This is a genomic window from Neorhizobium turbinariae (assembly GCF_023223505.1).
Lineage (GTDB): Bacteria > Pseudomonadota > Alphaproteobacteria > Rhizobiales > Rhizobiaceae > Neorhizobium > Neorhizobium turbinariae.
On the sequence record NZ_JALPRY010000009.1, the window covers coordinates 67,131 to 92,569 of the forward strand.

At 59.2% G+C, this 25,439-nt stretch carries 22 protein-coding genes and 2 pseudogenes; 15 read left to right on the forward strand and 9 right to left on the reverse strand.

Going from position 1 to position 25,439, the window contains the following annotated elements; genetic code table 11:
* Positions 1-8 precede the first annotated feature (8 nt).
* The 3 genes from M0654_RS08520 (at position 9) to M0654_RS08530 (ending at position 4,828) form a co-directional block, all read left to right on the forward strand.
* A complete protein-coding gene (locus M0654_RS08520; protein ID WP_248682724.1) occupies positions 9-1,484 on the forward strand; it encodes an aldehyde dehydrogenase family protein in 1,476 nt (491 codons plus the stop codon).
* 24 nt (positions 1,485-1,508) lie between these two features.
* Positions 1,509-3,059, forward strand: coding sequence for a flotillin family protein (locus tag M0654_RS08525; RefSeq protein WP_248682725.1), 1,551 nt, complete (start codon positions 1,509-1,511; stop codon positions 3,057-3,059).
* A 203-nt stretch (positions 3,060-3,262) separates the two neighbouring features.
* Positions 3,263-4,828 (forward strand): D-aminopeptidase, encoded by a 1,566-nt coding sequence (locus M0654_RS08530; RefSeq protein ID WP_248682726.1) that lies wholly within the window; start codon positions 3,263-3,265, stop codon positions 4,826-4,828.
* Between the two features lie 82 nt (positions 4,829-4,910).
* On the opposite strand, the gene M0654_RS08535 is transcribed toward M0654_RS08530, so the two are convergent.
* Positions 4,911-6,425, reverse strand: coding sequence for an ABC transporter substrate-binding protein (locus M0654_RS08535; protein WP_248682727.1), 1,515 nt, complete (start codon positions 6,423-6,425; stop codon positions 4,911-4,913).
* Between the two features lie 140 nt (positions 6,426-6,565).
* Here M0654_RS08535 and M0654_RS08540 point away from each other — a divergent pair.
* Positions 6,566-6,727, forward strand: a pseudogene (locus M0654_RS08540) (alpha/beta fold hydrolase); the annotation flags it as partial.
* Between the two features lie 95 nt (positions 6,728-6,822).
* Here M0654_RS08540 and M0654_RS08545 read toward each other — a convergent pair.
* On the reverse strand, positions 6,823-8,610 hold the full coding sequence (locus tag M0654_RS08545) for a putative bifunctional diguanylate cyclase/phosphodiesterase (protein WP_248682728.1): 1,788 nt from the start codon (positions 8,608-8,610) through the stop codon (positions 6,823-6,825).
* 282 nt (positions 8,611-8,892) lie between these two features.
* A complete protein-coding gene (locus tag M0654_RS08550) occupies positions 8,893-9,786 on the reverse strand; it encodes a LysR family transcriptional regulator (RefSeq protein ID WP_248682729.1) in 894 nt (297 codons plus the stop codon).
* Between the two features lie 240 nt (positions 9,787-10,026).
* Between M0654_RS08550 and M0654_RS08555 the strand changes: the two genes are divergently transcribed.
* Positions 10,027-10,785 carry an alpha/beta fold hydrolase gene (locus tag M0654_RS08555; protein ID WP_248682744.1) on the forward strand — a complete coding sequence of 253 codons (759 nt, stop codon included), beginning with the start codon at positions 10,027-10,029 and terminating at the stop codon, positions 10,783-10,785.
* 339 nt (positions 10,786-11,124) lie between these two features.
* On the opposite strand, the gene M0654_RS08560 is transcribed toward M0654_RS08555, so the two are convergent.
* Positions 11,125-11,694 carry a polysaccharide deacetylase family protein gene (locus tag M0654_RS08560; RefSeq protein ID WP_248682730.1) on the reverse strand — a complete coding sequence of 190 codons (570 nt, stop codon included), beginning with the start codon at positions 11,692-11,694 and terminating at the stop codon, positions 11,125-11,127.
* 400 nt (positions 11,695-12,094) lie between these two features.
* On the opposite strand from M0654_RS08560, the pseudogene M0654_RS08565 reads away from it, so the two are divergent.
* A pseudogene (locus M0654_RS08565) lies at positions 12,095-12,211 on the forward strand (PAS domain-containing protein); the annotation flags it as partial.
* Positions 12,212-12,244: 33 nt separating this feature from the next.
* On the opposite strand, the gene M0654_RS08570 reads toward M0654_RS08565, so the two are convergent.
* Entirely contained in the window at positions 12,245-13,063 is an 819-nt protein-coding gene (locus M0654_RS08570) for an IclR family transcriptional regulator (RefSeq protein ID WP_248682731.1), read from the reverse strand.
* 374 nt (positions 13,064-13,437) lie between these two features.
* On the opposite strand from M0654_RS08570, the gene M0654_RS08575 reads away from it, so the two are divergent.
* The 8 genes from M0654_RS08575 (at position 13,438) to M0654_RS08610 (ending at position 20,151) form a co-directional block, all read left to right on the forward strand.
* The gene (locus M0654_RS08575) at positions 13,438-14,565 is read left to right on the forward strand and encodes an iron-containing alcohol dehydrogenase (RefSeq protein ID WP_248682745.1); all 1,128 of its coding nucleotides are present in this window, start codon (positions 13,438-13,440) and stop codon (positions 14,563-14,565) included.
* The gene (locus M0654_RS08580; protein WP_248682732.1) at positions 14,565-15,347 is read left to right on the forward strand and encodes an SDR family oxidoreductase; all 783 of its coding nucleotides are present in this window, start codon (positions 14,565-14,567) and stop codon (positions 15,345-15,347) included. The genes M0654_RS08575 and M0654_RS08580 overlap by 1 nt, the downstream gene beginning before the upstream one ends.
* 51 nt (positions 15,348-15,398) lie before the next feature.
* Positions 15,399-16,364: a tripartite tricarboxylate transporter substrate binding protein gene (locus M0654_RS08585; protein ID WP_248682733.1), complete on the forward strand. Its 966-nt coding sequence runs from the start codon at positions 15,399-15,401 to the stop codon at positions 16,362-16,364.
* Positions 16,365-16,430: 66 nt separating this feature from the next.
* Positions 16,431-16,901 carry a tripartite tricarboxylate transporter TctB family protein gene (locus tag M0654_RS08590; RefSeq protein WP_248682734.1) on the forward strand — a complete coding sequence of 157 codons (471 nt, stop codon included), beginning with the start codon at positions 16,431-16,433 and terminating at the stop codon, positions 16,899-16,901.
* Between the two features lie 9 nt (positions 16,902-16,910).
* On the forward strand, positions 16,911-18,422 hold the full coding sequence (locus M0654_RS08595) for a tripartite tricarboxylate transporter permease (protein ID WP_248682735.1): 1,512 nt from the start codon (positions 16,911-16,913) through the stop codon (positions 18,420-18,422).
* Positions 18,423-18,486: 64 nt separating this feature from the next.
* A complete protein-coding gene (locus M0654_RS08600; protein WP_248682736.1) occupies positions 18,487-18,984 on the forward strand; it encodes a 2,4'-dihydroxyacetophenone dioxygenase family protein in 498 nt (165 codons plus the stop codon).
* Positions 18,962-19,726, forward strand: coding sequence for an SDR family NAD(P)-dependent oxidoreductase (locus tag M0654_RS08605; protein ID WP_248682737.1), 765 nt, complete (start codon positions 18,962-18,964; stop codon positions 19,724-19,726). The genes M0654_RS08600 and M0654_RS08605 overlap by 23 nt, the downstream gene beginning before the upstream one ends.
* Before the next feature lie 281 nt (positions 19,727-20,007).
* Positions 20,008-20,151 carry a hypothetical protein gene (locus M0654_RS08610; RefSeq protein WP_248682738.1) on the forward strand — a complete coding sequence of 48 codons (144 nt, stop codon included), beginning with the start codon at positions 20,008-20,010 and terminating at the stop codon, positions 20,149-20,151.
* A 352-nt stretch (positions 20,152-20,503) separates the two neighbouring features.
* On the opposite strand, the gene M0654_RS08615 is transcribed toward M0654_RS08610, so the two are convergent.
* The 4 genes from M0654_RS08615 to M0654_RS08630 form a co-directional block, all read right to left on the reverse strand.
* A complete protein-coding gene (locus tag M0654_RS08615) occupies positions 20,504-21,496 on the reverse strand; it encodes a TRAP transporter substrate-binding protein (RefSeq protein ID WP_248682739.1) in 993 nt (330 codons plus the stop codon).
* A gap of 381 nt (positions 21,497-21,877) precedes the next feature.
* On the reverse strand, positions 21,878-23,155 hold the full coding sequence (locus M0654_RS08620) for a TRAP transporter large permease (RefSeq protein WP_248682740.1): 1,278 nt from the start codon (positions 23,153-23,155) through the stop codon (positions 21,878-21,880).
* Entirely contained in the window at positions 23,152-23,697 is a 546-nt protein-coding gene (locus M0654_RS08625; RefSeq protein ID WP_248682741.1) for a TRAP transporter small permease, read from the reverse strand. The genes M0654_RS08620 and M0654_RS08625 overlap by 4 nt, the downstream gene beginning before the upstream one ends.
* Before the next feature lie 126 nt (positions 23,698-23,823).
* Positions 23,824-24,114: a DUF1330 domain-containing protein gene (locus M0654_RS08630; RefSeq protein WP_248682742.1), complete on the reverse strand. Its 291-nt coding sequence runs from the start codon at positions 24,112-24,114 to the stop codon at positions 23,824-23,826.
* A 200-nt stretch (positions 24,115-24,314) separates the two neighbouring features.
* Here M0654_RS08630 and M0654_RS08635 point away from each other — a divergent pair, with 200 nt between their 5' ends.
* Positions 24,315-25,124: an IclR family transcriptional regulator gene (locus tag M0654_RS08635; protein WP_248682743.1), complete on the forward strand. Its 810-nt coding sequence runs from the start codon at positions 24,315-24,317 to the stop codon at positions 25,122-25,124.
* Positions 25,125-25,439 lie beyond the last annotated feature (315 nt).

Consider the following 25,439-nt stretch of genomic DNA (forward strand, 5'->3'; position numbering starts at 1 on the left):
ATTAGCCCATGCTTGACGTCGTCAAACCCACGCCCACGGTCAAGGGGCTCTACATCGGCGGGCAGTGGGTTCCTGCCGCTCGCACCTTCGAGGATCTCAACCCCTCGGACAACACGGTCTATGCCCGCATTCCGGATGGATCGGCCGCCGACATGCGCCGCGCCATTGATGCGGCACAGGCGGCATTCGGCGAATGGTCGGCCCGCGCCTTCCACGAGCGCGCCCATATGCTGCTGAAGATCGCCGACGTATGGGAAAGGCGCAAGGACGACTTCTGTGCGGCTGCCATGGCAGAAGGCGGCGGCTGGAAGGGCAAAGGCCTGTTTGAGGCAGGTTACGTGGCAGAGGTGTTCCGCTCCGCTTCAGCTCTCTGCTACCAGTCGATCGGCGAGGTGCTGCCCTCCGAGCACCACAAGTTCATGATGGCGACGCGCTTTCCGCTCGGCGTCGTCGGTGTCATCAGTCCGTGGAACATGCCAGGCATCCTCACGTCGCGCGGGTTTGCGGCAGCACTCGCCGTCGGCAATACGGTAGTGCTGAAACCATCGGAGGACACGCCCTATTCCGGCGGCCTCTACTTCGCCGAAATCCTCGAGGAAGCAGGCATCCCGCCCGGCGTGTTCAACGTCGTCACCTGTTCGCGCGAGAGTGTCGGCGCCGTGGGCGATGAAATGATCGCCAACCCGCGGATCAAAGCCATCAGCTTTACTGGCTCAACCGCCGTCGGCCGCCAGATCGCGGCCAAATGCGGCGCCTATCTCAAGAAGGTTTGCGTCGAACTCGGCGGCAAGGACTCGATGATCCTGCTGGAAGATGCCGATCTCGACGCCGCTGCCCGCGCCGCCAATTTCGGCTCGTTCATGCACCAGGGGCAGGTGTGCATGTCCACCGAAAAGCTGCTGGTGCACGAGAAGGTCTTTGACCCCTTCATGGACAAGTTCCTCACTCGTGCCCGCAAGCTGAAGACCGGCCACACCAACGACCCCTCCAACATCATTGGCCCGTTGGTCAACAACCGTCAGGCACTGCGCGTCAAGGCGCTGATCGACGACGCCGTGGCCAAGGGCGCGCGGGTGGAACTCGGCGGCCGCGCCTGGGACAATTTCGTTGAGCCGACGGTGCTGACCAATGTCAACAGCTCCATGAACATCTGGCACGATGAGACCTTTGGCCCGGTCGTGGTTGTCTGCCCGTTCCGCGATGAAAACGAGGCAGTGGCGTTGAACAACGATACCGAATACGGGCTCACCGCCGCCGTCTGGTCACGAGACGAGGCTCGCGCGCTACGTGTTGCCGAACGGCTGGAAACCGGCATCTGCCACGTGAACTGCCAGAATATCAATGATGAACCGCATGTTCCGTTCGGCGGCACCAAGGCGAGCGGCGTCGGCCGTTATGGCGGCCGCTGGTCGCTGGATGCCTTTACCGAACTGCGCTGGATCACGCTCGATCGCGGCGGCCGCCACTTCCCGCCGCAGTTCTGATCGACAAGGGATAAGGAAAAGACCATGGGCATTCTGGGCTGGATCATTCTCCTCCTCGTCATCGCGGCAGCCATCATCGTACTGGCGGCATGGTTCTACGAACGCGCCACCAACGAGGTGAGCCTCATCCGCACCGGCATCGGCGGACGCAAGGTGGTGATCGACGGCGGCACGCTGGCAATTCCCTATTTCCACGAGGTCAGCCGCGTGAACATGCAGACGATCCGCATGGAGGTTGCCCGTACCGGCGACCACGCGCTGATCACCAAGGATCGCATGCGCATCGATGTGGGCGCGGAGTTCTATACGTCGGTCGTGCCAGAAGAGGCAGCGGTGGTGCGCGCTTCGCAGACACTCGGACGCCGCACCTTTCAGCCGGACCAGCTGAAATCGCTGATCGACGGCATGATGGTCGATGCGTTGCGCGCCGTCGCCGCGCAGATGACCATGGACGAACTGCATGAAAACCGCGGCGAGTTTGTTCGCCAGGTGCACGATTCGCTCGCCGGCACGCTGTCGAAATACGGCTTGCAGCTTGATAGCGTCTCGTTGACCTCGCTCGACCAGACACCGTTTTCGGCGCTCGACGAGAACAACGCCTTCAACGCCGTGGGCATGCGCAAGCTGGCCGAAGTCATCGCCAAGTCCAAGAAGGAACGCGCCGAGATCGAGGGTGAAAGCCAAGTCAGCGTCCGCCGTGCGGAGGTGGACTCCAACCGTCGCAAGCTGGAGATCGAGCTTGAACAGCGCCGCGCCGAGATCCAGCAGACACAGGAGATCGAACTCTTGCTCGCACAACAGCTGGCGGAGGTCGCGCGCCGCAAGGCTGAGGCCGAGGCCGCCGCAGCCGAAGCGCGCATCGAAATGGAGCGGACGATCCAGACCGCGGCGCTGGCACGTGAACAGGTGATACGCGAGGCGGAGATCCTGCAGGCGCGTGCGCTCGAAATCGCCGAGCAGGACCGGGCAATCGAGATCGCTGCCAAGAGCCGCGAGGAAAGCCAGGCAAAGGCTGAGGCCACCGAGGCCAGGGCGGCCATCATCAAGGCCGAGGAGGAACTGTCGACGCTGAGGCAACTCGCAGAAGCGGAACGCCGCAAGCAACTGGCGCTGCTGGCCGCCCAGCAGGAGGCGGAAGCCCAGGCAGCGCGCGTAAAGATTACGGCGGAGAGCGATCAGATTGCAGCCAAGACCCGTGGTCTCATCAAGCGCGAGGAAGCCGAAACCCTGCGGATTCTCAAACAAGCGGAAGCAGACGGTGAGGCCGCGCGCATAAAGGCGGAAAATAGCCGCTCACCGGAACTCGCAGCCATGGAGCTTGAAAAGGCGCGGCTCGCAGCCCTTCCCTCAATCATTGGCGAAATGGTCAAGCCGGCAGAGAAGATCAAGGGCATTTCGATCAACCACATCACTGGGCTTGGTCGCGCCGCGGACGGTGGGGAGCGTCCAGCCTCACCAGTCGATCACACCGTCAATGCCATTCTCGACATGGCCGTAACGCTGCCGACCATGAAGAAACTCGGCGATGCAGTCGGGCTCAACCTCGAAAAGTTGATCCCGGAGGATCCTCGATGATCGGGAGTAGTACGGAAACTGAGCAAGGCAGGCAGCAGGTCCGGCAGCCCCGCAAGCCGCCTCCGGTTTACGTCGTGCCTGTGGGCACTGTAGATCCCGGCCCTATACCTCATCGTCTGCTTGGGAACGCAGCGGGTTTCGCTTAACCGAGGTGCCTGTTAGAGGTTGAAACGCAACATCCTCCGCAGCACAAGAAAATCCTCATGACGACATCGATCGATATCAAAAGCGTGATGCGTGAAGCGTATCAGCTTGCTGAAAAGACACACAGTCCGGGCGGCGCAATCGGCATCGTCAAAGACGGTGAAATCGTCCTCCAACATACCTGGGGATACGCCGACCCCAAAAAGCATCTGCCGGTGACGGCGCAAACCCGCTTTCCGATTTGCTCGATCAGCAAACAGTTCACCTGTGGCGTCCTGCTGGATCTCGGCGAAGAACTGGAGCACTTCGACGCGGCGCTGCAAACATACCTGCCGAACCTCGAGACGACGCGGCCGAGCATCCGTCATCTCTGCAACAACCAGTCTGGCCTCCGAGACTACTGGGCGTTGACGGTGCTGCACGGCGCCGATGCCGAGGGCGTGTTCCGAAGGGAGGACGCCAAGCCGCTCTTTGCGCGCATGCGCACCACGCAATTTGCTCCGGGCGGCCGATATTCCTACTCAAACGGCAACTTCCGCATCCTCTCCGACGTGATCGAGGATCATACGGGACGTTCTCTCGGTAAGCTTTACCGCGAAAGGATCTTTGACGTCGCAGGAATGGAAACGGCCGAACTTCTTCCGGATACAACCACGCCCGCTGACGGCGTCGTCGGCCACGAAGGGAACGACACGACCGGCTTCTTCCCCGCGACGAACAGGATCTACTGGACCGGAGACGCCGGCATATCCGCGTCGCTGGACGACATGCTCGCATGGGAGCGCTTCATCGATCGGACGCGTGAGGATGAGACCGGACTCTACCGACGGCTTTCAAGCCCACAGGTCTTCTCGGACGGCAACGAGGCGCCCTACGGCAACGGTCTTGCCCATGACATGGTGGGGGAGACGCCGACGACTGGACATGGCGGGGCTCTGCGTGGCTTCCGCTGCCACCGGATCCATGCGGCGTCCGAGCGACTGTCCGTCGTCGTTCTGTTTAACCACGAGGGCGATGCCCAGGCAGCAGCGCGGCACCTCATGAAGGTTGCGCTTGGGCTTCCACGGGAGACGCCGGGTGAAGCGCCAGCCGATGCCGCCTGGAAAGGACGTTATCTCGACCCTGGCACCGGCCTGTTGATGACGCTCGCCCCCGGCTACAGCGGCCTCAAGGCAACATTTGCGGGATCGCCGGAGCGCCTGACGATTGGAGACGATAACACTGCCCGCTCACCCGCCATGATGTTAGCCCGACGCGGCGACGAGATGGAATTCGAGCGCTGGCGGGAGAACCTGCACGGCACCGCGAAAAAGGTTTCAGGTGAGCCCGTGCGGGACATTGCTGGGCGATACCACGCCCGCGAGCTTGATGCGTTTCTCGAGATCGTGGAAACGAACGGGGTGTTCTACGGCTTCTTCGAAGGCTTCCTTGGCAAGGGCGAAATGACACCTCTTTATCCCGCGGGGCAGGATATCTGGACACTGCCGTGCCGGCGTTCGATGGATGCGCCAGCACCGGGAGACTGGACGGTCCAGGTCCACAGGAGCGGCAGCGGAGCCGTCAGTGGATTGACGATCGGTTGCTGGCTCGCCCGAAACATCGAATATCGTCCCGTAGGACGCTGAAGAACATCAGAGACATCAAAGACCCGTCCGGCATCGCCGGACGGGCTTTTTTACGTTAGCCCGTCGGGAGGAAGGCTGATAATCAGTTCTTCACGGTGTCTTCCAAGAAGAAGCGGCCGAGCGGATTCTGGTGGAAGTTCTCGATGTTCTTTCGGGTGACGTTGATGAACGGGCTGTAGTAGAGGTCGATCCAGTGGACGTCATCCTTGGACATCTTCTGGATGTCGACGTACATCTGCTCGCGTTTTGCCGGATCCATTTCAAGACGGTCAGCAGCAACGAGTTCCTTGACCTTCTCGTTATTGTAACGGGTCATGTAGTTCATGTTGGTGTCATGGCCCACGACGAAGGTCGTTTTCTGGTCGGGGTCGAGAATATCATTCGTCCAGTACATGACCGACGGGTCATAATCACCGGCGACGAGCGTATCCCAGGTCTGGCTAGGATCCATCTTCTGCAGGTTGACCGTGATTCCAGCCGCCTGCAACTGCTGCTGGAGAAGGACCGCGATCTGCTCGTCAACCTCGTTGCCGGCGTTCACGATGTAGTTGAGCGTAAGGCCACTGACGCCTGCAGCGGCCAGAAGCTCCTTTGCCTTCTCAGGGTCGTGAGGCCGCTGAAGGTTGTCAGCATAGTGATAAAGAGCGCCTTTTGGTACGAAAGAATAGGCTACTTCTCCGAAACCAAAGGTGCCGGTGTCAACGATCGCCTTCTTGTTGATCGCATAGTCGATCGCCTCACGGACTTCCTTCTTCGCCAGATCGCCATGCTCGTGGTTGATGAGTAGGTGGTCTTCGCGTGTGGAGGTTTTGAGATGGACGGTCAGGTTTGCGTCCTTCTGAAGTTCGGCAACACGCGAGAAAGGCACGAAGATCGCAGCGTCCAGCTGACCCGCCTGCACGTTCAACATGCGCGTGTTGTCGTCGGGAACAGAGATCCATTCGACGCCATCGAGGGAGACGCGTTCTGCCTCCCAGAAATTCGGGTTCTTCTCGAGGATGACACGGTCACCGCGGCGCCATTCCTTCACAATGAAGGCACCGGAGGCCACAGGCATCTCAGCATAGGCGTCCTCACCCACCGATTCCATCCCCGCCTTCGAGATGATCGAGGCGCCGGGCATGGCGAGCGTGGAAAGGAACGGGGCCGAGGGACCAGTGAGCGTGATCACAAGGGTCTTGGGGTCGCTCGCTTCAGCCGTCTTGATCACGCTGTAGGAGTCGCTCCAGAGCGAACCTTCGTTGTCGCGGATACGCAGCAGGCTGAACGCAGCATCTTCAGCTGTGATCGCGCTGCCATCCGAGAACTTGGCATCGCGCATCTTGAAGGTATAGGTCAGACCGTCGTCCGAGATCGTCCAACTCTCCGCGAGGCCAGGCTCCAGCTTGTTGCCGGTCTTGTCGACGCGCACGAGGACATCATAGACGTTCGAGAACACCCAGAAATCGATGTTCTGCGCAGTCTTGATCGGATCGAATGTGGAGGAGTCTTCGCGACGGCCGATCGTAAGGACGCCAGCCGCCTCGGCGAGCCCCGCCCCGACGGAAAGCGACGTCATGACGGTCACGAGACCGATTTTCATCCATTTTTTCAACATGTGATATTCCCCTTCGTTGATCTTGTCTGTGGTCAGGCGGCAGTCGGCGCCGCAATCTTTGGCGCCAGGAGCTTTTTGTCCGGATCGATATCCGGCACGGCATGGATAAGGGCCGCCCTGTAAGGCTTTTGCGGGCGCGAGAAGATGAAGCGACCCCTCTCGTGGTCAAGCCATACGTCGAGAACGTGCCGGGTTGCCGCTGGGTGGTCTTCGAGAACTCTAGTCACATGCCGCATGTCGAGGAAAAGGACCTGTGCCTCAAGACAGTTTCCGATTTCCTCCGCGAGCTTGATCAAAGCTAGGGTTTCTTTTCGCCGGGACGCCGGATCAGATGGCCTGAGGAAGCGCACTCAAGAAACTCGTCAGGCGCTTCCTTCCCAGTTGTGCGACCTTAGCTTTAAGGAGGTGAACCCTCTGATCTGATGGAAGGGCGTTCCGACCAGTCCCGCTTCAAGACCGGCAGGTTATCAATGACATCCGGAATCGCGTCCAGCGGCGTCGCCTTGGCGAAGAACCATCCTTGCAAGTAGTCGCACCCGAACGCCGCTAGGCACTGCGCTTGTTCGAGCGTCTCTACGCCCTCGGCGACCACTTTTTTGCCAGTGGAATGGGCTATGTCGATGATGCCGCGGACAATCGCCGCATCAGCTTGGCTCGCCATCATGTTCGCGACAAAGCTCTGGTCAATCTTGATCTTATCAACGGGCATCGTGCGCAGGTGTGTCAGCGAGGCAAACCCCGTACCGAAATCGTCAAGCGCGATCTCAACGCCGCTCTCGTGGAGCGTTTGTAGGAGTTGGTCCACATGCTGATAGTCGCGACCAAGGAAAACGCCTTCGGTGACTTCGATGCAGAAGCGGTTAGGAGCGATGCCATAGATGGCCGAGAGCTCGAAAAAGCGCTCGACGAATGCACGTGAGCGAAAATCGGCATTGGTGACATTGATCGCGATCCGGCTGATCGGCAGGTTCTGCTCGATAAGCCAATTCATATCCTTGAAGGCATGTTCAACGACAAAGAGGCCAAGCGCCGCCAGAAGGCCGGGATCGCTCATGTCTGCAAGGAACGAAGCCGGAGAAATAAGGCCAAGCTCAGGGTGCTGCCAGCGGATGAGGCCCTCCAGCGAGATTGTCGGCGCCGAATTCAGTGAGACTATGGGCTGATAATCAAGACGAAACTGGCCCTCATCGAGGCCAGCTTCAACCGCTTGGCGCAGCTCGCTTTTGCGCTCGACAGCTTCCCGCAATGCGGGCTCAAAGCGTTTGATCTGATCCCGGCCGAGCGACTTTGCACGGTAAAGCGCAAGATCAGCCGCCTTGAACAGCGCGTCGGGGGTATGACCATCATCGGGATGGGAGGCAATACCGATGCTGGCCGAGCAGCTTCGCCAGGATGAGGAAAGCTGAAAGGGCACGCGAAGGTCTGCCAGCACCTTATCCGCGATGGCTATCGCTTCCGATTTGCACATACCTGAGAGGATGATACCAAATTCGTCGCCACCAAGCCGCGCAACGAAGACATCCGCGCATGAACGCGCCATCAGACGCTGGCCTGCATCCTTCAAGAGCACATCGCCAATATCGTGGCCGAACGTGTCGTTGATCTCCTTGAACGTGTCGATATCGAGGAGCGCAAGGTGCACTGGCCCACAATCACCCGCTGATGTGAGCAGTTCCTCCAGTCGCTCCTGGAAACAACGCCGGTTTGGTATGCCGGTCAGCGCGTCAGTCAGCACAATGCTGCGGAGCTTCGCTTTTGCTTCATGACGTGCGGTGATGTCGAATCGGATCGAGGTGTAGCTGTCGACTTTGCCGCGTTCATTGACATGCGGCACGATGGTCGTGTCGACCCAATACTTGCTCCCATCCTTACGACGGTTGCAAATCTCACCGTGCCAGACACGGCCATTGGCGATCTCGCGATACATGGCGCGAAAGAAATCGACGTCATGTGTGCCCGAATGCAGCATACGATGATTTTGGCCGAGCAGTTCATCGCGCGAGTAGCCACTGATCTCGCAGAATTTCTTGTTGACGAAGGTGATCGTCCCACGCACGTCTGTTATGGCAACAATCGCTGCGCTGTCGAGCGCGTAGCGAATGAAGTCCATCTCTGTCGCGTAAGACGCGGAAACGTTGTCGGGCTCGCCTGCGACGGCGAGGTTGCTGTTGTGGTGTCGGTACAATTCAACTGCTCCAGGAGCTGGGAAGCGCTGGGCCGCCCAAATTGCTGCAGGGCAGCAAACTCGGGCCGTAACTAGCTCCCGAACCTTAACCGTTCACTGCCGGGCATACGCGCTTTTGAGGCAATGTCATGAAAACTCAATGTCATGAAAACTCAATGGAGGCTTTGTTGGGAGCTCACAGCGACGCCGACAAGCACCCCCCTAGTCCTGCAGGGCAAGGCCACGGCGAACGTCACGCGGACGAACGATGCCGCCTAAGCCTCCGCATATGCCGAACGTAGGCTAGGTTTCAGCCGGGCCAAAGAGTGAAAGGACAGAGGTGACGCCAGCGGAGTGGTTGTCAGGACGCCAGGCAAGCGCAATCCTGAGTTCGAGATGCTCGGTTTTATCGGCAATGGTCTTGTAAACAACATCGGTATGAGAGGTGCTGCGAACCTGGGCAGGCAGCAAGGCGATCCCCATGCCGGCAGCGACCAGACTGACCATGCCCGCCATCTGCCAAGCTTCAAGGGTGATCTTGGGGCTAAAGCCCGCTTCGTCGCAGGCCATCAGGAACTTCGCATGAAGACCTGGAATCTTGTCAGCCGGGAACGTCATGAATGTTTCCCCGGCAAGCTCGCGCAGGCGGACCGATCGCGCGCGAGCCAGACGATGGTGCCGTGGCAGAACGGCAATAAACCGTTCTGTCTCGATGGTGCGGAACGACAGGTCTCCCGCGTTGCTCAATGGCAGGCGGACAATACCGATATCAATTCGACCTGCTGCCAGCTCGTCGATCTGCTGTTGCGATCTCAACTCGCGCAGATCCACCTCGATCGCCGGATGTCGGTTCCGCAAATCACGCAGAAGTCTTGGCAAGAGCGCGTAGCTGACGGATCCCACGAAGCCGATCCGCACTCGGCCAGCCTTCCCTTCGTTGATCCTGCGGGCAGTGTCGATCGCCTTCTGGCCGGTCGCCAGCAGGTTGCGTGCCTCCTCGAGAAACGCCTCGCCCGCGGGCGTGAGAGCAACAAAGTGGCGCGAGCGATTGAACAGGCGTACGCCGACCATCTCCTCAAGATGCTTGATGGCCTGGCTCAGGGGCGGCTGCGACATGTGCAGGCGCTCGGCGGCGCGAGCGAAATGCAGTTCCTCCGCGACGGCTATGAACTGCTTCGAGAGGCCACCTGCGATCATGGTGAGACGATCTCCATATCAACATCCTGGATAATGATATTGGACATGTCCTGAAGGCAATCCCACTCTGAGGCCTCGGCTTTCCGGTCGCACACCACCGTAGCGGATCGACACTGCTCAGTTCACGCCGCATCACCGAACCAGAGCCGGGACAAAACTGCGCTCGGCGCTCACGAAAAGTGCCGCGAAGCGCGTGCTTCAGCCAAAGGAGATACCATTGTGAAGAAGTTCCTCTCTCTCATCGCACTCGCTGCGGGTGCCGTTGTTGCCGCGGCGGCCGGACCTGCCGCTGCTCAGGAAAAATCGCCTGCGCCGGCCAAGGCCAGCAACGTCGTCCTCGTCCACGGTGCCTGGGCAGACGGATCAAGCTGGTCGGAAGTCATTCCCTATCTGCAAGCGGCCGGGCTGAAGGTGACGTCGGTCCAGAACCCGTTAACCTCGGTTGCCGACGACGTCGCGGTCACAAAACGCGCACTCGCTCGGCAGGATGGTCCGACCGTGCTGGTCGGTCATTCCTATGGCGGGACCGTCATCAGTGATGCTGGTACCGATCCTAAGGTCAGCGTGCTCGTTTATGTTGCCGCGCGCGCACCGGATGCAAAGGAAGATTTCGCCGCGCTTTCTGGCAGGTTCCCCACGACACCGGTGCACACCGGCATCGAGAAACATGACGGGTTTCTATACATCGCCGAGCAGGCGTTCGTAGACCACTTCGCAACCGGGCTACCGAAGGAGAAGGCGGAAACGCTGTTTGCGGTGCAGCAGCCGATCGCCGCTACGCTCCTGTCCGAAAAGACAAAGGAGTCTGCGTGGAGGTCGAAGCCTTCCTATTACGCCGTCTCGAAAAGCGACGAGACCACGTCCCCTGATCTTCAGCGTTTCCTTGCCAAGCGCATGAAGGCAACAACGCTCGAACTCGATTCCGGGCATCTTTCGCTCGTCTCCCATCCGAAGGAGATCGCTCACCTGATCTTGGTGGCGGCGGGGGTGGAAAGCTAAGGCACCCAATTAATCAACGCGCAACCCGACGGACCGGCTCATCCTGTTGGTCCTCGGAGCGTGGACACCGCGGACCCCCAAGGAGAAATGGCTATGTTGGCCAAAAAACTGTCCAATCACAGAAAGCAACACCGGTCTCAGCGGGATCTGCCCGCCCTGGCCCATCTTATTGATCATTTGGGGCTCGCACCGTTCTTTTCCGGCGAAGCTGTGTTGCACGGACACGATCCAATCATCCGTTCGCCTCATCGTCTCGGCGAGGCATCGGCGATCGCCCAGCTACTAATCGGCGTTGCGGGTGCTGCGATCTGGCGCCAGCGCACCGAGTGGCGGCCTCGGCTAGGTCGTTTCGAGATCATAGCGCCACATATCGTTCAGCTGCAGACAGACGCAGAGGAGGTTTCCAGCCTGGGCCGTGTTTGAATTGATCCCATGCATAGCGCCGCGGCACGAGCTGAACCGCTTGGCGAGCGCAATCTTTGTGAGCGCGGTCATATCTCCGTAGGGATACGCAAAACTGCCGATCTCAACACCCGGCAGATGCCGCTTAAAGAACTCGGCGTTGCGCTCGATCGAAGACAGAAATCGGCGCAGCGGGACTTGGCAAGCGTTGTAATGGTCGAAAGTGTGGCAGCCAATTTCGTGCCCAGCCTGGTGCACCTCACCGAGTGTCTTCAAGTTATATTGCTGGAGACCCAGGCGGACCTGATTGCAAAAGCCACCACTTACATAAAATGTCGCCTTCGTGCCGAAATCACCAAGAATTGATCGGCCGTTATCCCAAGCGTTTTGCGGAAAATCATCAATAGTCAAGCTCAGGCATGGCTTCTCAAGGCTGAGGGGAGATTGACCAACTCGGATAAAGCTTGCGGACCTTCTTTTAAGCTTGTCCACAATAGAGAGCGACATTCATTGTTCCTTCGGATGCACTCGATCAATGCTTAATGAAGAGCGACGACGTTGTGTGGAACAATTTGGCACGAAGGTAAACATCGGTACGGTTGTGTCAGGCGGCTATGCCACACCTGCGGGTATGAGGCTGGCGTTGACATACCAGTGAGGCATGATCGAACGCCTGAAGCAGCACATCATGGTCACCGCTTCACAAGTGAAGCATCGTCGTAGAAGAGCAACCTTAGCATACGGGCACTGACACGAGACGAACGAGCCGCCCCCTCAACCGTCATCCATGCCAGAGATCACCTTCGGGCGCGTGCCGCTTCAGCTCAAAGCCATGCCCATCGGGTCCCTGCCGCCTGCAGCGTGACCCGCGGAAGAACCTCGTAACTTCTTTGTCTACGAAGTTGAGCTGTCGCATGACGCGGTGATCATGCGCGACTATGCCGACCGCATCCTCTACTGGAATGACGGGGCCACAGAGCTCTATGGCTGGACGCGCGACGAAGCGGTCCGGAAGACTTCTGCGGCCTTGCAAACGGCCCATGGGCGTCGAAGGCTATCATTTTACCACCGCCGCCAGCGACTGCGTGATCGATGCAGCGGTCTCACGGATCATACGGGCATAGTCTGCGTGCCTGTTCTCGTCATAGCGATAGAGGGGGATGCTGATGCTCACCCCAGCAACCGGCTCGCCTGACCTATCGTATATGGCGCTGCCAAAACAGCGGATATCACGCTCATTCTCTTCGTGGTCATAGGAATAGCCGCGCTCACGTGTCTTCCTGATCTCCTCGAGAAACAGATCACGGTCGGTGAAGGTGAACTCCGTGAAGGGACGAAACTCGAGCCCTGCGATGATCTGCCGGGTTCGCTCCTCCGGGAGCGAGGCAAGATAGGCTTTGCCGACGGAGGTTGAATGAAACTCCACCCGCGCACCGATCCTGGTCATCATGCGCACCGCGTTGGGACTTTCGAGCTTGTCGATGTAAGCCATGCCGTTGCCGCTTGGCACAGCGAGGTGAACGGTTTCCTTGGTGGCATTACGAAGCGCCTCAATGAACGGACGCGCCGCGGTACGGATATCGGACGCTTCCCAGCTTTTTGAGGCCAGCTGAATGAGCCGGTAGCCGAGAGTATAGCTGCCATCAGGGTTCTGCATAATCAGCCCTTCGGCGACAAGGCCTGCAACAATCCGATAGGTTGTTGCACGCGGAAACGGTACCTTGGCCGTAAGCTGCGCGATATCGAGTTTACCCGGATGATCGCCGATCACCTGCAAGACCGTCATGAACTTGGAGAACGAGGCCGTCCCTTGTACGGCTGGGCCAAACGCCTCTGCTGGAGATACCGCCGTGTGCTCGTTCATCGTGTTGACCATCAGACGATTAGTTTCATACGCTACGCCATGATGCGCAGCTAACACAGCCTGCGCAAGCGCGCAGCGTCATGTGTCGCGCCGCGTCCATACGCTCTGTGAAAGAAAACGTCCATCTACCACAAGCTTGCAGTTGACAAAAACCGTGAGGCAAGCAACCATCGGATGGACAACATGTCCATAGTGTGGACGGACTGAGATCAACCTTGGAGGAGGCGTCTCGGATTATTTGACACGGGGAGGAGCATGATGGTGATCAACGGTGTCCGCTTGCACGCGACGCAGCCCATGAACTTCCCTCGCAGCTTTGCACACTGATCGTTGCCGCGCTCGATACGGGGCGCGTCATGAGCACCAGCATCTTCTTGGGAGCAGACATGAACATCATCCAATACCTGACGACCATCCAATTTGGTGCGGGTGCCGTTTCATCCCTTCGGGATACCTTGAATGAGCTTGGCATTTCCAAGCCTTTGGTCATCAGCGACCGAGGCGTGAAGGCAGCCGGCCTTCTGGACCGTGATGCGATGCAGGTGCTCTCTTCAGCCCCAACCTTCCTCGACGTGCCTACTAACCCCACAGAGTCTGCGGTAAAAGAGGCACTGGCGGCTTACCGAGAGCATGGTTGCAATGGCGTCGTTGCGATCGGCGGGGGCTCTCCCATTGACCTTGCCAAGGGCGTTGCACTCCTGGCAACGCATGAGGGGGAATTGGAGCGGTACGCCGCGATCTTGGGCGGCATACCAAAAATCACCAATGCGGTGGCGCCCCTGGTTGCCGTCCCTACCACTGCCGGCACAGGATCTGAAGTTGGACGGGCGGCGTTGATCACTCTGGATGATGGGCGGAAGCTCGGCTTCATCAGCCAGTTTCTCATACCGCGGCGGGCGATCTGCGATCCTGAACTGACGCTCGGCCTTCCCCCTTCCCTCACGGCAGCAACTGGTCTCGATGCTCTATCCCATTGCATCGAAACTTACCTGTCACCGCGCTACAACCCTCCGGCTGAAGCGATCGCCCTGGATGGCTTTGTGCGCATCTGGGACGCTCTGCCCAAAGCCTATGCTAATGGGACTGATCTGGCGGCCCGTACCGAGGTCATGATGGGGGCCCTGCAGGGCGGCTTGACCTTCCAGAAGGGCTTGGGCGCCGTGCACTCGCTTAGCCATGCGCTCGGCGGGTTGAAGGAGTTGAGGCTTCACCACGGAACGCTGAACGCGATCCTGATGCCGCCGGTTCTGCGGGCCAATGCATCCGATGCCACGGCTGCCGGGAAGATCAGGCGGATTGAGGCGGCGGCAGGCATCCAAGGCCATTCATTGGCCGATGCCCTTGATGATTTGAACCGTAAGCTTGGTATCCCAGGTAAGCTTTCGGAACTTGGTGTGACGCGCGAGGTCTTCGACTGGACCTGCGAACGCGCACTTGCTGATCACAGCCACCAAACCAACCCGCGGGATCTTTCGAAAGAGGAATATGCCAAGATCCTCGAAAGTGTGATGTGATGGCGGTAACGAATGACCGGAAAGATGACAGTCAGGCCCGGCCCGTTGCATTGGTAACGGGTGCCAGCCACGGCATTGGCGCTGCCACCGCAAGATTGTTGGCCGCGGAAGGCTTTGACGTTTGCGTAAACTATCTTAGCGACGCAGAGGCCGCCGCCCAAGTGGTTGCCGATTGCGAGGCTGCGGGCGCCCGCGCACTGGCAGTGCGTGGAGATGTCGGCGATCGGGAAGAGGTCCGGCGGTTGTTTGCGGCCTGCGACGAAGCCCTCGGCCGCCTGTCATGCCTGGTAAACAACGCCGGCATCATCGGACGAGCCTGCCGGCTGGAGGAGCTTCGTCCCGAAGATCTCAAGAAAACGTTCGCGATCAACACCTTCGGCACCGTGTATTGCACCCAGGAGGCAGCGCAGCGGATGTCGACGCGGCGTGGCGGAAATGGCGGGACGATCGTCAACATGTCTTCCCTCGCCGCAACACTGGGCAGCCCAAACGAATACATCCACTATGCCGCCTCGAAAGGCGCGGTGGAGACGATAACGGCGGGCTCGGGCAAGGAACTGGCGTCGGAGGGCATCCGTGTCAACGCCATCCGCGTCGGCACGACCAACACCCGGATCCATCAGGAAGGCGGAAACCCGGAGCGCCCGGCAAAGATCGCCGCCGTGACGCCGATGGGACGCATTGCTGAGCCAGAAGACATTGCTCGAGCCGCACTGTGGCTCGCATCGCCGGGATCCGGTTTCGTCACCGGTACCGTCATCACGGTGACGGGAGGACTGTGAACAGACGACGCTTGCTCGAACGACACCACTGCGAACATTGGGAGGAACAACATGAAATTCGCTAAAGGTATCATTGCAGCTCTCTTGCTTTCCGCAACAGCCATGCCCGCATGGGCAGAATATCCCGACCGCCCAATCACATTGCTGGTCGCGTGGGGTGCAGGCGGCGGCACCGACGCTGTGGCGCGCGTTGTCGCGGTGGGTCTTGAAAAGGAACTTGGACAGTCCGTCAATGTCGTGAACCGCACCGGCGGCTCCGGTGTCGTTGGCCATTCGGCCATGGCGGATGCAGCACCAGACGGCTATACGCTCGGCCTCGCGACGACCGAGGTCAACCTGATGCACTGGCTCGGCCTCACGAAGCTGGACTATAATGTCTACACGCCACTTGCCCTGATGAACCAGGATCCTGCCGGCGTGCAGGTTGCGGCAGATTCTGAGTACAAGGATCTCGCCGCGTTGCTTGAAGCCATCAAAACCTCGAAACCCGGGACCTTCCGTGCGACCGGCAGCGGCCAGGGATCGAGCTGGCACGTGGCGATTGCGGGCCTGCTCAATGCAGAAGGAATCGACGCTTCGACAGTGACTTGGGTGCCGAGTGACGGCGCCGCCAGCGGCCTTCAGGAACTGCTGTCCGGTGGCACGGAAATCGTTCCCTCCTCGCTTGTCGAAGCACGTGCTCTGATCGAAGCGGGCCGCGTCAAGTCGCTGGCCTATATGAGCAAGGAACGCTCCAAGCTTTTCCCGGACGTGCCTACCTTGAAGGAAGAGACCGGCTCCGATTGGGAGTTTGGTGCATGGCGCGGGATCGTTGCACCGAAAGGCTTGCCGGACGATATTCGCGACAAGCTGATTGCCGCGCTGGAGAAGGTCTACAACAGCGAGGAATACAACAAATTCCTGAGCGCGCAGGGCTTTGGAGCCAACTTCCTTCCAGGTGAAGAGTTCGGGAAGTTCATGGCAACCAACGACGTGAACTTCGGTGAAACCATGAAGGCAATCGGGCTCGCCAAGTAGACGTTTTGAGCGACGGCAGGCCTGGTAGAACTAGGCCTGCCCGACGATCATAAATCAGGTGCTCTTATGCGATTTAGCGACACCACGATCGGAGCGGTATTCCTGCTCGCAGGTCTTCTATTGGGCTGGTACTCCTTCACCCTACCGGCAATCCCTGGGCAGGAATATGGAGCGGCGACTTTTCCCATTCTCATCGCTTTGGGCCTCGTCGCCTGTTCTGCCCGCCTCCTGTACACCGGCATCCGACAAGGCAACGAGCCCCTTGTTTTCCTCTCTCATGAGGTGAGAAACCCGCGTAGACTTGCCGGTGTCGTGGCAACGCTGTTTCTCGTTCTTTTCTACATCTTCTTCGTGCACATCCTCGGTTTCATCCCGACCGCGATCATCATCACTCTGTCCCTGTTCCTGATCCTGAAGGTCCGCCCGCTCAAGGCTGTGATCCTGGCTATCATCGCGGCTTTTGTTTGCGATCTCATTTTCAGGACGACGCTGCTCGTTCCCCTGCCGTTCGGGATCGTCCCGCGGCTTCCCTGGTAGGAGATAAAGATGGACGTCATCCTTCAGGCGGTAGGGCTCGTCGCGACCGGCAATGTCATCATGACGATCATTGCCGCATCGATTTTCGGGCTCTTTGTAGGCGCCGTGCCGGGTCTCACCGCCACGATGGCAACGGCCCTGCTCGTTCCGCTTACCTTCTTCATGGAGCCTGTCGCGGCCGTTGGCGCTATCGTTGCCTGCTCGGCGATGGCAATTTTTGCTGGCGATATCCCAGGCGCGTTGCTGCGCATACCAGGCACACCCGCCTCCGCGGCTTATGTCGAAGACACCTACAAGCTCACTCAAAAGGGCCATGCGGAACTCGGGCTGGGCGCCTGTGTCCTCTTTTCCGCCCTCGGTGGGCTATTCGGCACCGTGGTCCTAATATTCGCGGCACCTTCGCTCGCTGAATTCGCGGTTAAGTTCTCCTCGCCCGAATATTTCTGGATCGCACTTCTCGGTTTGACTTGCGCCGTCTTCATGGGGGCATCCAGTCCTGCCAAGGGTCTCCTGAGTCTCTTCCTCGGCCTCACGATCGCATCCGTTGGTTTGAACAACCCGGCCGGCGTACCGCGGCTCACCTTCGGCTCAACCGAAATGATGGCTGGGATCGACTTCATTCCGGTCATGATCGGCATCTTTGCGATCTCGGAGGTATTGCGCACGGTCCTAAGTGGTGGCGAAGGGTGGCAACAGACGCCAACGGTGGTGGGAAACATCTTCCGCGATTGGGGTGGCATGCTGAAGACCTACTGGAGGCAGCTTCTGCGCGGCAATGTCACCGGGACCGCGGTTGGCATCCTTCCCGGTGCCGGGTCGGATGTTGCAGCTTATGTCAGTTACGCAATCAGCCGCAGGTTTTCCAAGACACCGGAGAAATATGGAACGGGTCACGTCGAGGGTGTCGTGGAGGCCGGGGCGGCGAACAATGCCTCCCTATCCAGTGCCTGGGTCCCTGCCCTCGTCTTCGGCATCCCTGGCGACACAATGACCGCAATCGTCATTGGCGTGCTCTATGTGAAGGGCATGAACCCTGGGCCGACGCTGTTCATCTTCAACCCGCAGACGATCTACGCGGTCTTCCTCATCTTCATTCTTGCTAACCTGATCATGATCCCGCTCGGCTGGGCGCTGATCAAGTTCTCGAAGAACATCCTTCGGGTCTCCAAGGCGGTTCTCATGCCGTTGATCCTGATCTTCTGCATCGTCGGCGCGTTTGCATCCAATAATGCGGTCTATGGTGTCACCATCATGCTGATCTTCGGTGTGGTTGGTTATCTGATGGAGGAAAACGGGATACCCATTGCGCCATGTGTGCTTGGCATCGTCATCGGGCCGATCCTCGAAAAGAACCTGATCACGACGCTGATCAAGTCACAGGGCAACCTGATGGACTTCATCAACCGCCCGATCTCCTTCGGCATCTTCGTGATCTTCTGCCTCGTGTGGGTATCGATCATCATCTCCTGGATCAGGGCGCCTCAGCCGAAAGACGAAATGATCAGCGCAGAAACTGACTAAACTTAGCGCCTGCCTCTTTCGAAGAAAGAAGCAATCTCATCGCGAAAAAAAGAAAGGCCAGTATATGTACAGCGACATGAAGGGCTCGACCCACGCGCTTGCTTCATTGGAGATTGCGATCAAGGCCATTCCGGATGACCCGCGGGTGTGGGTACCGCAAGCGCCGAATGTCTACTTCCGCCCAATGTTCCTGAACACGCTTGGCGGTCAATGGTGCAATCTGTTGAAGGTGACGCGCTCCGGGATCCTGTCCCGCCACGTTCATCCAGCTCCAGTGTTCGGCATGGTGTTGAAGGGTAAGTGGCACTACTTCGACCACGACTGGGTCGCAGAGGAAGGTTCCTTCGTCTTTGAGCCGCCGGGTGAGATTCACACCCTGAACGTGCCCGAGGATTGCGAGGAGATGATCACCTTCTTCAATATTTCCGGCTGCATGGTTTACCTGGACAAGGACAACAAGCAGATCGGTTATGAAGACGTCTTCACCAAGATCGACATGTGCCGCGCCCACTATGAGAAGGTCGGACTAGGAGCGGACTATGTCGACCAGTTCATCCGCTAACACCGCAGAATGGGCTCGCAGTTGGCTTGAAAACCGGCATGTTCTAGTCACCGGTGGAACTGGCGGTATCGGGGGCGCAATCGCCGGAGCTTTCCGCGATGCGGGCGCGACAGTCTACGCGACGGGGGCAACCGAAACCGAATGCGAAGCGGCTCGTGCCTCCGACAGTTCCGGAGCGATCACTTACAGCGTGCTGGATGTTCGCTCGAACAACGAGGTCACGCGTCTGATCGATAGGTTTGGCGACCTCCATGTCGTCGTCAACTGCGCTGGAATCATCCGTCGCGGCCACGAGCGGGACCCGGAGGTCTTCAACACCGTAGTCGACATCAACCTTAACGGCACGATGCGGGTGTCTGAAGCGTCACTGGATAAACTTGGCGCAACCGGAGGCTCCATCATCAATATCGCCTCGATGTTGAGCTTCTTTGGTGGCGGGCTGGTGCCGGGTTATTCAGCGTCCAAGGGGGGCATCGCTCAACTCACGAAGTCGCTAGCCATCGCCTATGCTGCGAAGGGAGTTCGCGTCAACGCCATCGCACCCGGGTGGATCGCAACGCCACTTACACAGGCGCTGCAAGATGATCCGGCACGCGCCGGCCCCATCCTGGCGCGCACGCCTATGGGGCGGTGGGGGCGGCCGGACGATCTGCGAGGGATCGCCCTCTTTCTTACAAGCCCGCACGCGGCCTTCATGACGGGTACGGTCATCCCTGTCGACGGCGGCTACTCCATCTCTTAGGATCTCCTCGGGCATGCGCCGAGGAGCTCGGTATGTGAAGCTAGTGTTGATTGCCACAGAGAGTTGACCCAGCGCTGGGGTGCACCCGACAACCTGGATCAGCATGCGATTTAAAGATACACTCCGTGGTCCTCAATCGGGCAGGGCTTACGAAGCCAGACCGCCGTGTCGCCGCCATTCGACGGCATTCAGGTTCCAGCGTTGCCGGATATCGGAAACGGCGTCATCGGACGACGTGATGCACAGCGCTTGATTGTGTCATCCAGCTCATCGGGTTTGTCATGCGTCCTCTGCTTTTCCTGATCGTCATCGGCATCCTCGCAACGCCAAGTTACGGGCACGATCCTGTCCTTCTTAGCCCGAACAGCAGCGAGCATCTATTTCAGTGCGGCGCTGCCTTCGCAATCATGGCGAAGGTCTATTAGGAAGCGGGGAAGTTGGACCGCTCAACCGGATATCAGAGGAAGTTCGAGAACCTTGCAACACGGGCTGAGGATGTGTTCGCACGGCCGAACCGCTCCAAGAGCGATGCTGAAGCATACCTTCAGAAACACGTCAGCGTTCTGAGCGCCATTGCTGCTAAAGACCCAAAGCTTGTTATCAACTTCTCCCGGGTCTGCGACGAACGCTTCCCAACCTAATTGCCGCTGTTGGCGCTTCTGCGACTTCAGTTCGTTCGCAGTTGTGCGAGAATGGCTCCCTACAATGACTTGGCGAACTCAACCCCGATTAGGTGGCGATGCGCTTTGGCCGCACCGCCTCCTTGAGACCTAATCGCTACTGGGCCGCAATCGCAGCCATGGCCGCTTCAGCCTGCTCGACCACATCCACCCCGATCTTTTCGCTATATTCCTTCACAACGGGTGCTACGCGCTCACGCATGGCTGCAAGGGCCTCAGGCGTAGGCTCGGTGATCTCGAACCCCTTTGCGATTAGCTCCTGCTCGAGGTCCTCCGCCGACTTGCGGGAAATTTCCCGCTGGAAGGCTGCCGATTCATTGGCGGCTTCCAGGACAAGCTCCTTGTCTTCCTCGGAGAGACTTCCGAACCACTTCTGGCTCGCGAGGAGGACAAACGGCGTATAGACGTGGCCAGTCTTCACAAGATGCTTCTGCACCTCATAGAACCTGGCGGTATAGATCAGGGCGTACGGAGTCTCCTGACCATCGACGGCTCGGTTTTCCAGGGCGGCGTAGAGTTCAGGCCAGGGGAGCGGTGTCGGGTTGGTTCCCAAAGCCGTCCACGTTGCAATGAACAGTGGGTTCGGGATGACCCGTATGTTGAGCCCGGCCATGTCCTCCACCGTTTTCACGGGACGGACAGCGTTCGTCATGTGACGGAACCCGTTGTCCCACCACGCAAGCCCCACGATGCCGGTCTTTTCCTTTAGAAGCGAGAAAAGACGCTCTCCGACCTCGCCGTCCATCACGGCGTCCACGGCGGCAAAGTCCTTGTAGAAGAACGGCAGGTCGTAGATCATGAATTCCGGAACGACGCCGACGAGATTGGGCGTCGGGCCAACCATGATGTCGATGAAGCCGGCCTGCACCGAGGCCTGCATGTCGGGCTCACTCCCAAGCACCCCATTACCAAAGGTCTCAATCTTGATGCGACCGCCCGTTTTCTCCTCGACGAGCTTAGCGAAGTGGCGTGAGGCTTGTCCCACCGGATGATCTTCCGTTGGCACGTAGCCAAGGCGGGCATTCTGGGCGATGGCCGGAGCGGTGGCCAGAAGGCCTCCGATAAGGGCCGCAGTCAGAAGCAGTTTCATAGCGTTCTCCTCCCGAGAATGGTTCGATGTACGGATCGTCCCCAAGGCGACAGGCGCTACGTGAAGTGCTCTCCCCCCGGCCCCTTAGAGATGATCTGTCCATATTATGGACAATATGTCCAACATTGGGAATTTGGCCAGACTGCTCGCAGATTGTCAACGCTTGTGCTCGCTGCACCGCATACCCGCGGACATCACGCCCCTCCGTTGGATCGCCTCGCCCGGACCCGGGTTCGTGACCGCCACCCTTATCACGGTAACTGAAGGCCTCTGGTGTTTCTGCTGACGTCACGCCTGCAAGGCGTACGGTTAATCCGGTCGTTCTCTTCATTCCAACCCCGAATAGGCGAACGCGCCGGTTGCGCGCCCGCCAAATCCGGTTCAGTGCAACCACGCCGCCGGTACTGTCACTAGCTGCGGGAAGATGACCAGGAGGACGATAAGGATCATCTCCGCCAGGAGGAAAGGCCATACTCCCTTCAGCGCCGAGTCCATGGTTGTACCGCTGATCCCGCACACAGTGTTTAGGACTGTCCCGACGGGTGGTGTGATCATCCCAACAGCGGCGGTCATGATGAAAATGACACCGAAATAGACCGGGTCAATTCCTGCAGCGTTCACGAGCGGAATGAGGATTGGCACGAGGATCGTGATCGAAGGCGCGAAATCGAGCACCATGCCTATGATGAAAATCGCGAGCACGATCATGGCCATCAGCAGGGTGGGTGTATCGATAAATGGGCTGAGAAGCGCAACAAGCTGGGCAGGCAAGCTGGCAATCGTCATCATGAAGCCTGTAACCATCGAAGCCGCCACGAGCAGCATGATCACGGCCGTCATGCGACCGGCTGCAAGCAAAGCTTCGTAAAGTAACTTCGGCGTCAGTTCCCGGTAAACAACCAGACCCACGAACAGGGCATAGGCGGCGGCAACCACGCCAGCTTCCGTCGGGGTGACGACGCCAAAGCGCAGTCCGACCAGTATGATCACCGGCAACAGTAAGGCCCAGCCCGCGGTCAGGATCGCCTTCGGCAGATCCCTGCGCGGCAGCTTGGGGCGCACTGCGGCCGTTTCCTTCCGGGAGACGAACCACCAGGCGAAGATGAGGCTGACGCCCATCAGGAGGCCCGGAACGATACCAGCGAGAAACAAGCCGATGATCGAGATGTTTGCGGTGACGCCCAAGATGATGAAGCCGACAGAGGGCGGGATGACGGGGGCGATGATGCCGGTGGAGGCCATCAGGCCCGTCGCCCGGTCCATGTTGTAGCCCGCATCCCGCATAAGGGGGACCAGCATGACCGCGAGCGTCGCCGTATCTGCGATCGCTGAGCCCGAGAGGCTCGCCATCAGGAGGCCGGTGCCAATGACCACGTAGCCGAGCCCGCCGCGCAGGTGGCCCACCAGGGCAAGCGCGACATTAACGATCCGGCGGGAAAGGCCGCCAGCATTCATGAGTTCGCCGGCGATCAGAAAGAACGGGATCGCCATCAGCGGATAGCTATCCGCGCCGTTTACCAGGCGTTGCGCCAGGATCTGCGCATCCAGGTTGCCAAGCAGGATCATCAGTGCGACCGCGGACAACATGAGGGCGAAGCTGATAGGAATGCCGATGCCGATTGCGCCCAGAAGGGAGCCGAGGAATACAACGCCGCTCACTGCATTTTCTCCGAAGGTGCCACGGGGATGACGGTTAGCGGCGGCTCAGCCGCCTCCGTACTCGACCAGGTGGCAGGAAGGCTGCCGCGCAGCGCCTGCCACAGCCCGACCAGAAGGCACACTGCCATCGTGATCGCAGCGACGAGGGCAGCAGCGTAGTTGAGGCCGACGGGCAGGCCGGAGAGTGCCGCGCGGTTGCCCCACTCGATGAGAGTAAGTGACCAGCTTCCCACTGCCAGCAGCCAGCAGCACCAGAGCATCAACCCGTATGCAACAAGGAAGCAGGCGAAGCGCGCCTTGCGGGGAAGGCGCGAGACCAGCGTATCAACGCTGAGATGGACTCCCTTTGCCAATGCAACCGCGGAACCGAGGAAGATGACCCAGATGAAGAACAGGCGGGAGACCTCGACGGAGAAGGCGATGCCCGAGCTGAATCCGTATCTCAGCACGACATTTGCGAAGACAAGAAGGCTCATGAGAGCCATAAAGATGACAACAAGAACGTCAAAGGCCTTGAAGAGCCACTGCAAGGGTACGGGCATAGGTGCTCCCAGAAAGCTGTGAACTCATGCGACGCCTTCGTCATGTTCTGACGAGGGCGGGATTCGTCATGCGTTGCCCGCACGCGGTGAGAAAAAGTATTCGTCGCGTAGGGTCAAGCTTGGGCGTCAGACGCCTTCGACCACCGAGAGATGGGCCTTGGCGTACTTAGCGCGCACCTCGACGGCTTTCTGGTATTCGACGGAGTTGTAGCAGGCGAGCGCGGTTTCGTAGTCCTTGAACTCGATCACCACCACACGGTTTGCGTCGGGTCCTTCCATGACCTGGTGCCGCCCGGCACGAGCAACGAAAGTCGCGCCGTATTTGTCGAACGCAGCCTTGTTCAAGGCGATGTACTCTTGGTAGCCCTCCTGGTCGGCAATATCGACCATGGCAAGCCAGTATCCTTTTTTCGTCATTGCTTCTCCTCCCATCAGCAATTCCGTGCCCTCGCGGGATATCGACCGTCCGATGCGTTCCTATTCAGTTGACCCCGCCGTCGACCCTCCTCGACCAAACGACAAGACTGCAATCAGAACACTGACTACAATATGGACAGTTTGTCCATAAACGTGTACTGCCGACCAGTTCCCTTGTCAAGCTCGCCGGGAGGTATGCCATGAGCCTGAGAGACCTGCAGGAAGATGCACGCGCAAGGGCTCGCAACCCCGTACCCGGAGCGGCTTCGTTCGCTAAGTTCATGAACGTGCTCCAGGTCATCGCGGATTCCCCAGGCACACTGGATATGGCCCAGATCACCAGGCGCACGCGCTTCCCGCGCGGTACGGTCTACCGCCTCGTGGCGGCGCTCGTCGCCGAGGGACTGGTCTCCCAATCCGGAGAGAACGGAACATTTCGCCTGGGACCGCGCCTTCTCCAGCTTGCCGCGAAAACCTGGGAAGATTCCGATCTTCGGACGATCGCCAGGGATTTCCTCGCCTCGCTGCGCGACGCGACGGACGAGGCGGTGCACCTGGCAGTGCCAAGCAACAACCGTATGGTCTACATCGACAAGTTGGTCGGCTCCAGCACCGTACAGATGAAGACGAGCATTGGTGGCCAGGTGGAGTTCCATTCCACATCGGTGGGCAAGGCCTGGCTGTCCGGCCTGACAGACGACCGGTTAGAGGAAATCATCAAGGGGCTGGAGTTGACGCGCCACACCGCCAATACGCTAACGAGCCCCGAAGCACTGCGTGAGGAATTGAAGCGGATCCGGGAGCAGGGATTTGCGTTTGATGACGAGGAGAACGAGCCGGATATCCGCTGTCTCGGCAGCCCGATCTTCAACCGCCAGCGGGAGCCAGTCGGAGCGATAAGCGTCAGCATGCCTGTGTACCGGCACGACGCGCGACGTCACGAACTCCGCGCCAGACTGGTACGTGAAACGGCAATACGCATCACAGCCGAACTATCGAGAATCCCATAGGCCATCTCAGCACCGTTGCGGCAGGACGTGTCTGGATACTTCCTTGAAAGCAATACGAGAGACGACCGTTTGGAGATGGCCCCGTTTCGATTGCAGCCTATGCTTGCTTCCAGTCGCGAGTTGGCGCGGAGCCTGACCAAGCCGAGCTGCGAAGTCGAAACTGCGTTCGTTGGAGTGCCCCCGTTTCGCCGGACATGTCGGCTGGTTTGATTTAGCTCTGATGAACTGCCGTGGGGAAGCCATCTGAGCGCGGAGTGGGGATGGATCTCGTTGTAGATGCTATGGACGAGCCGCCCGGCTCATCCGCTTCATCGA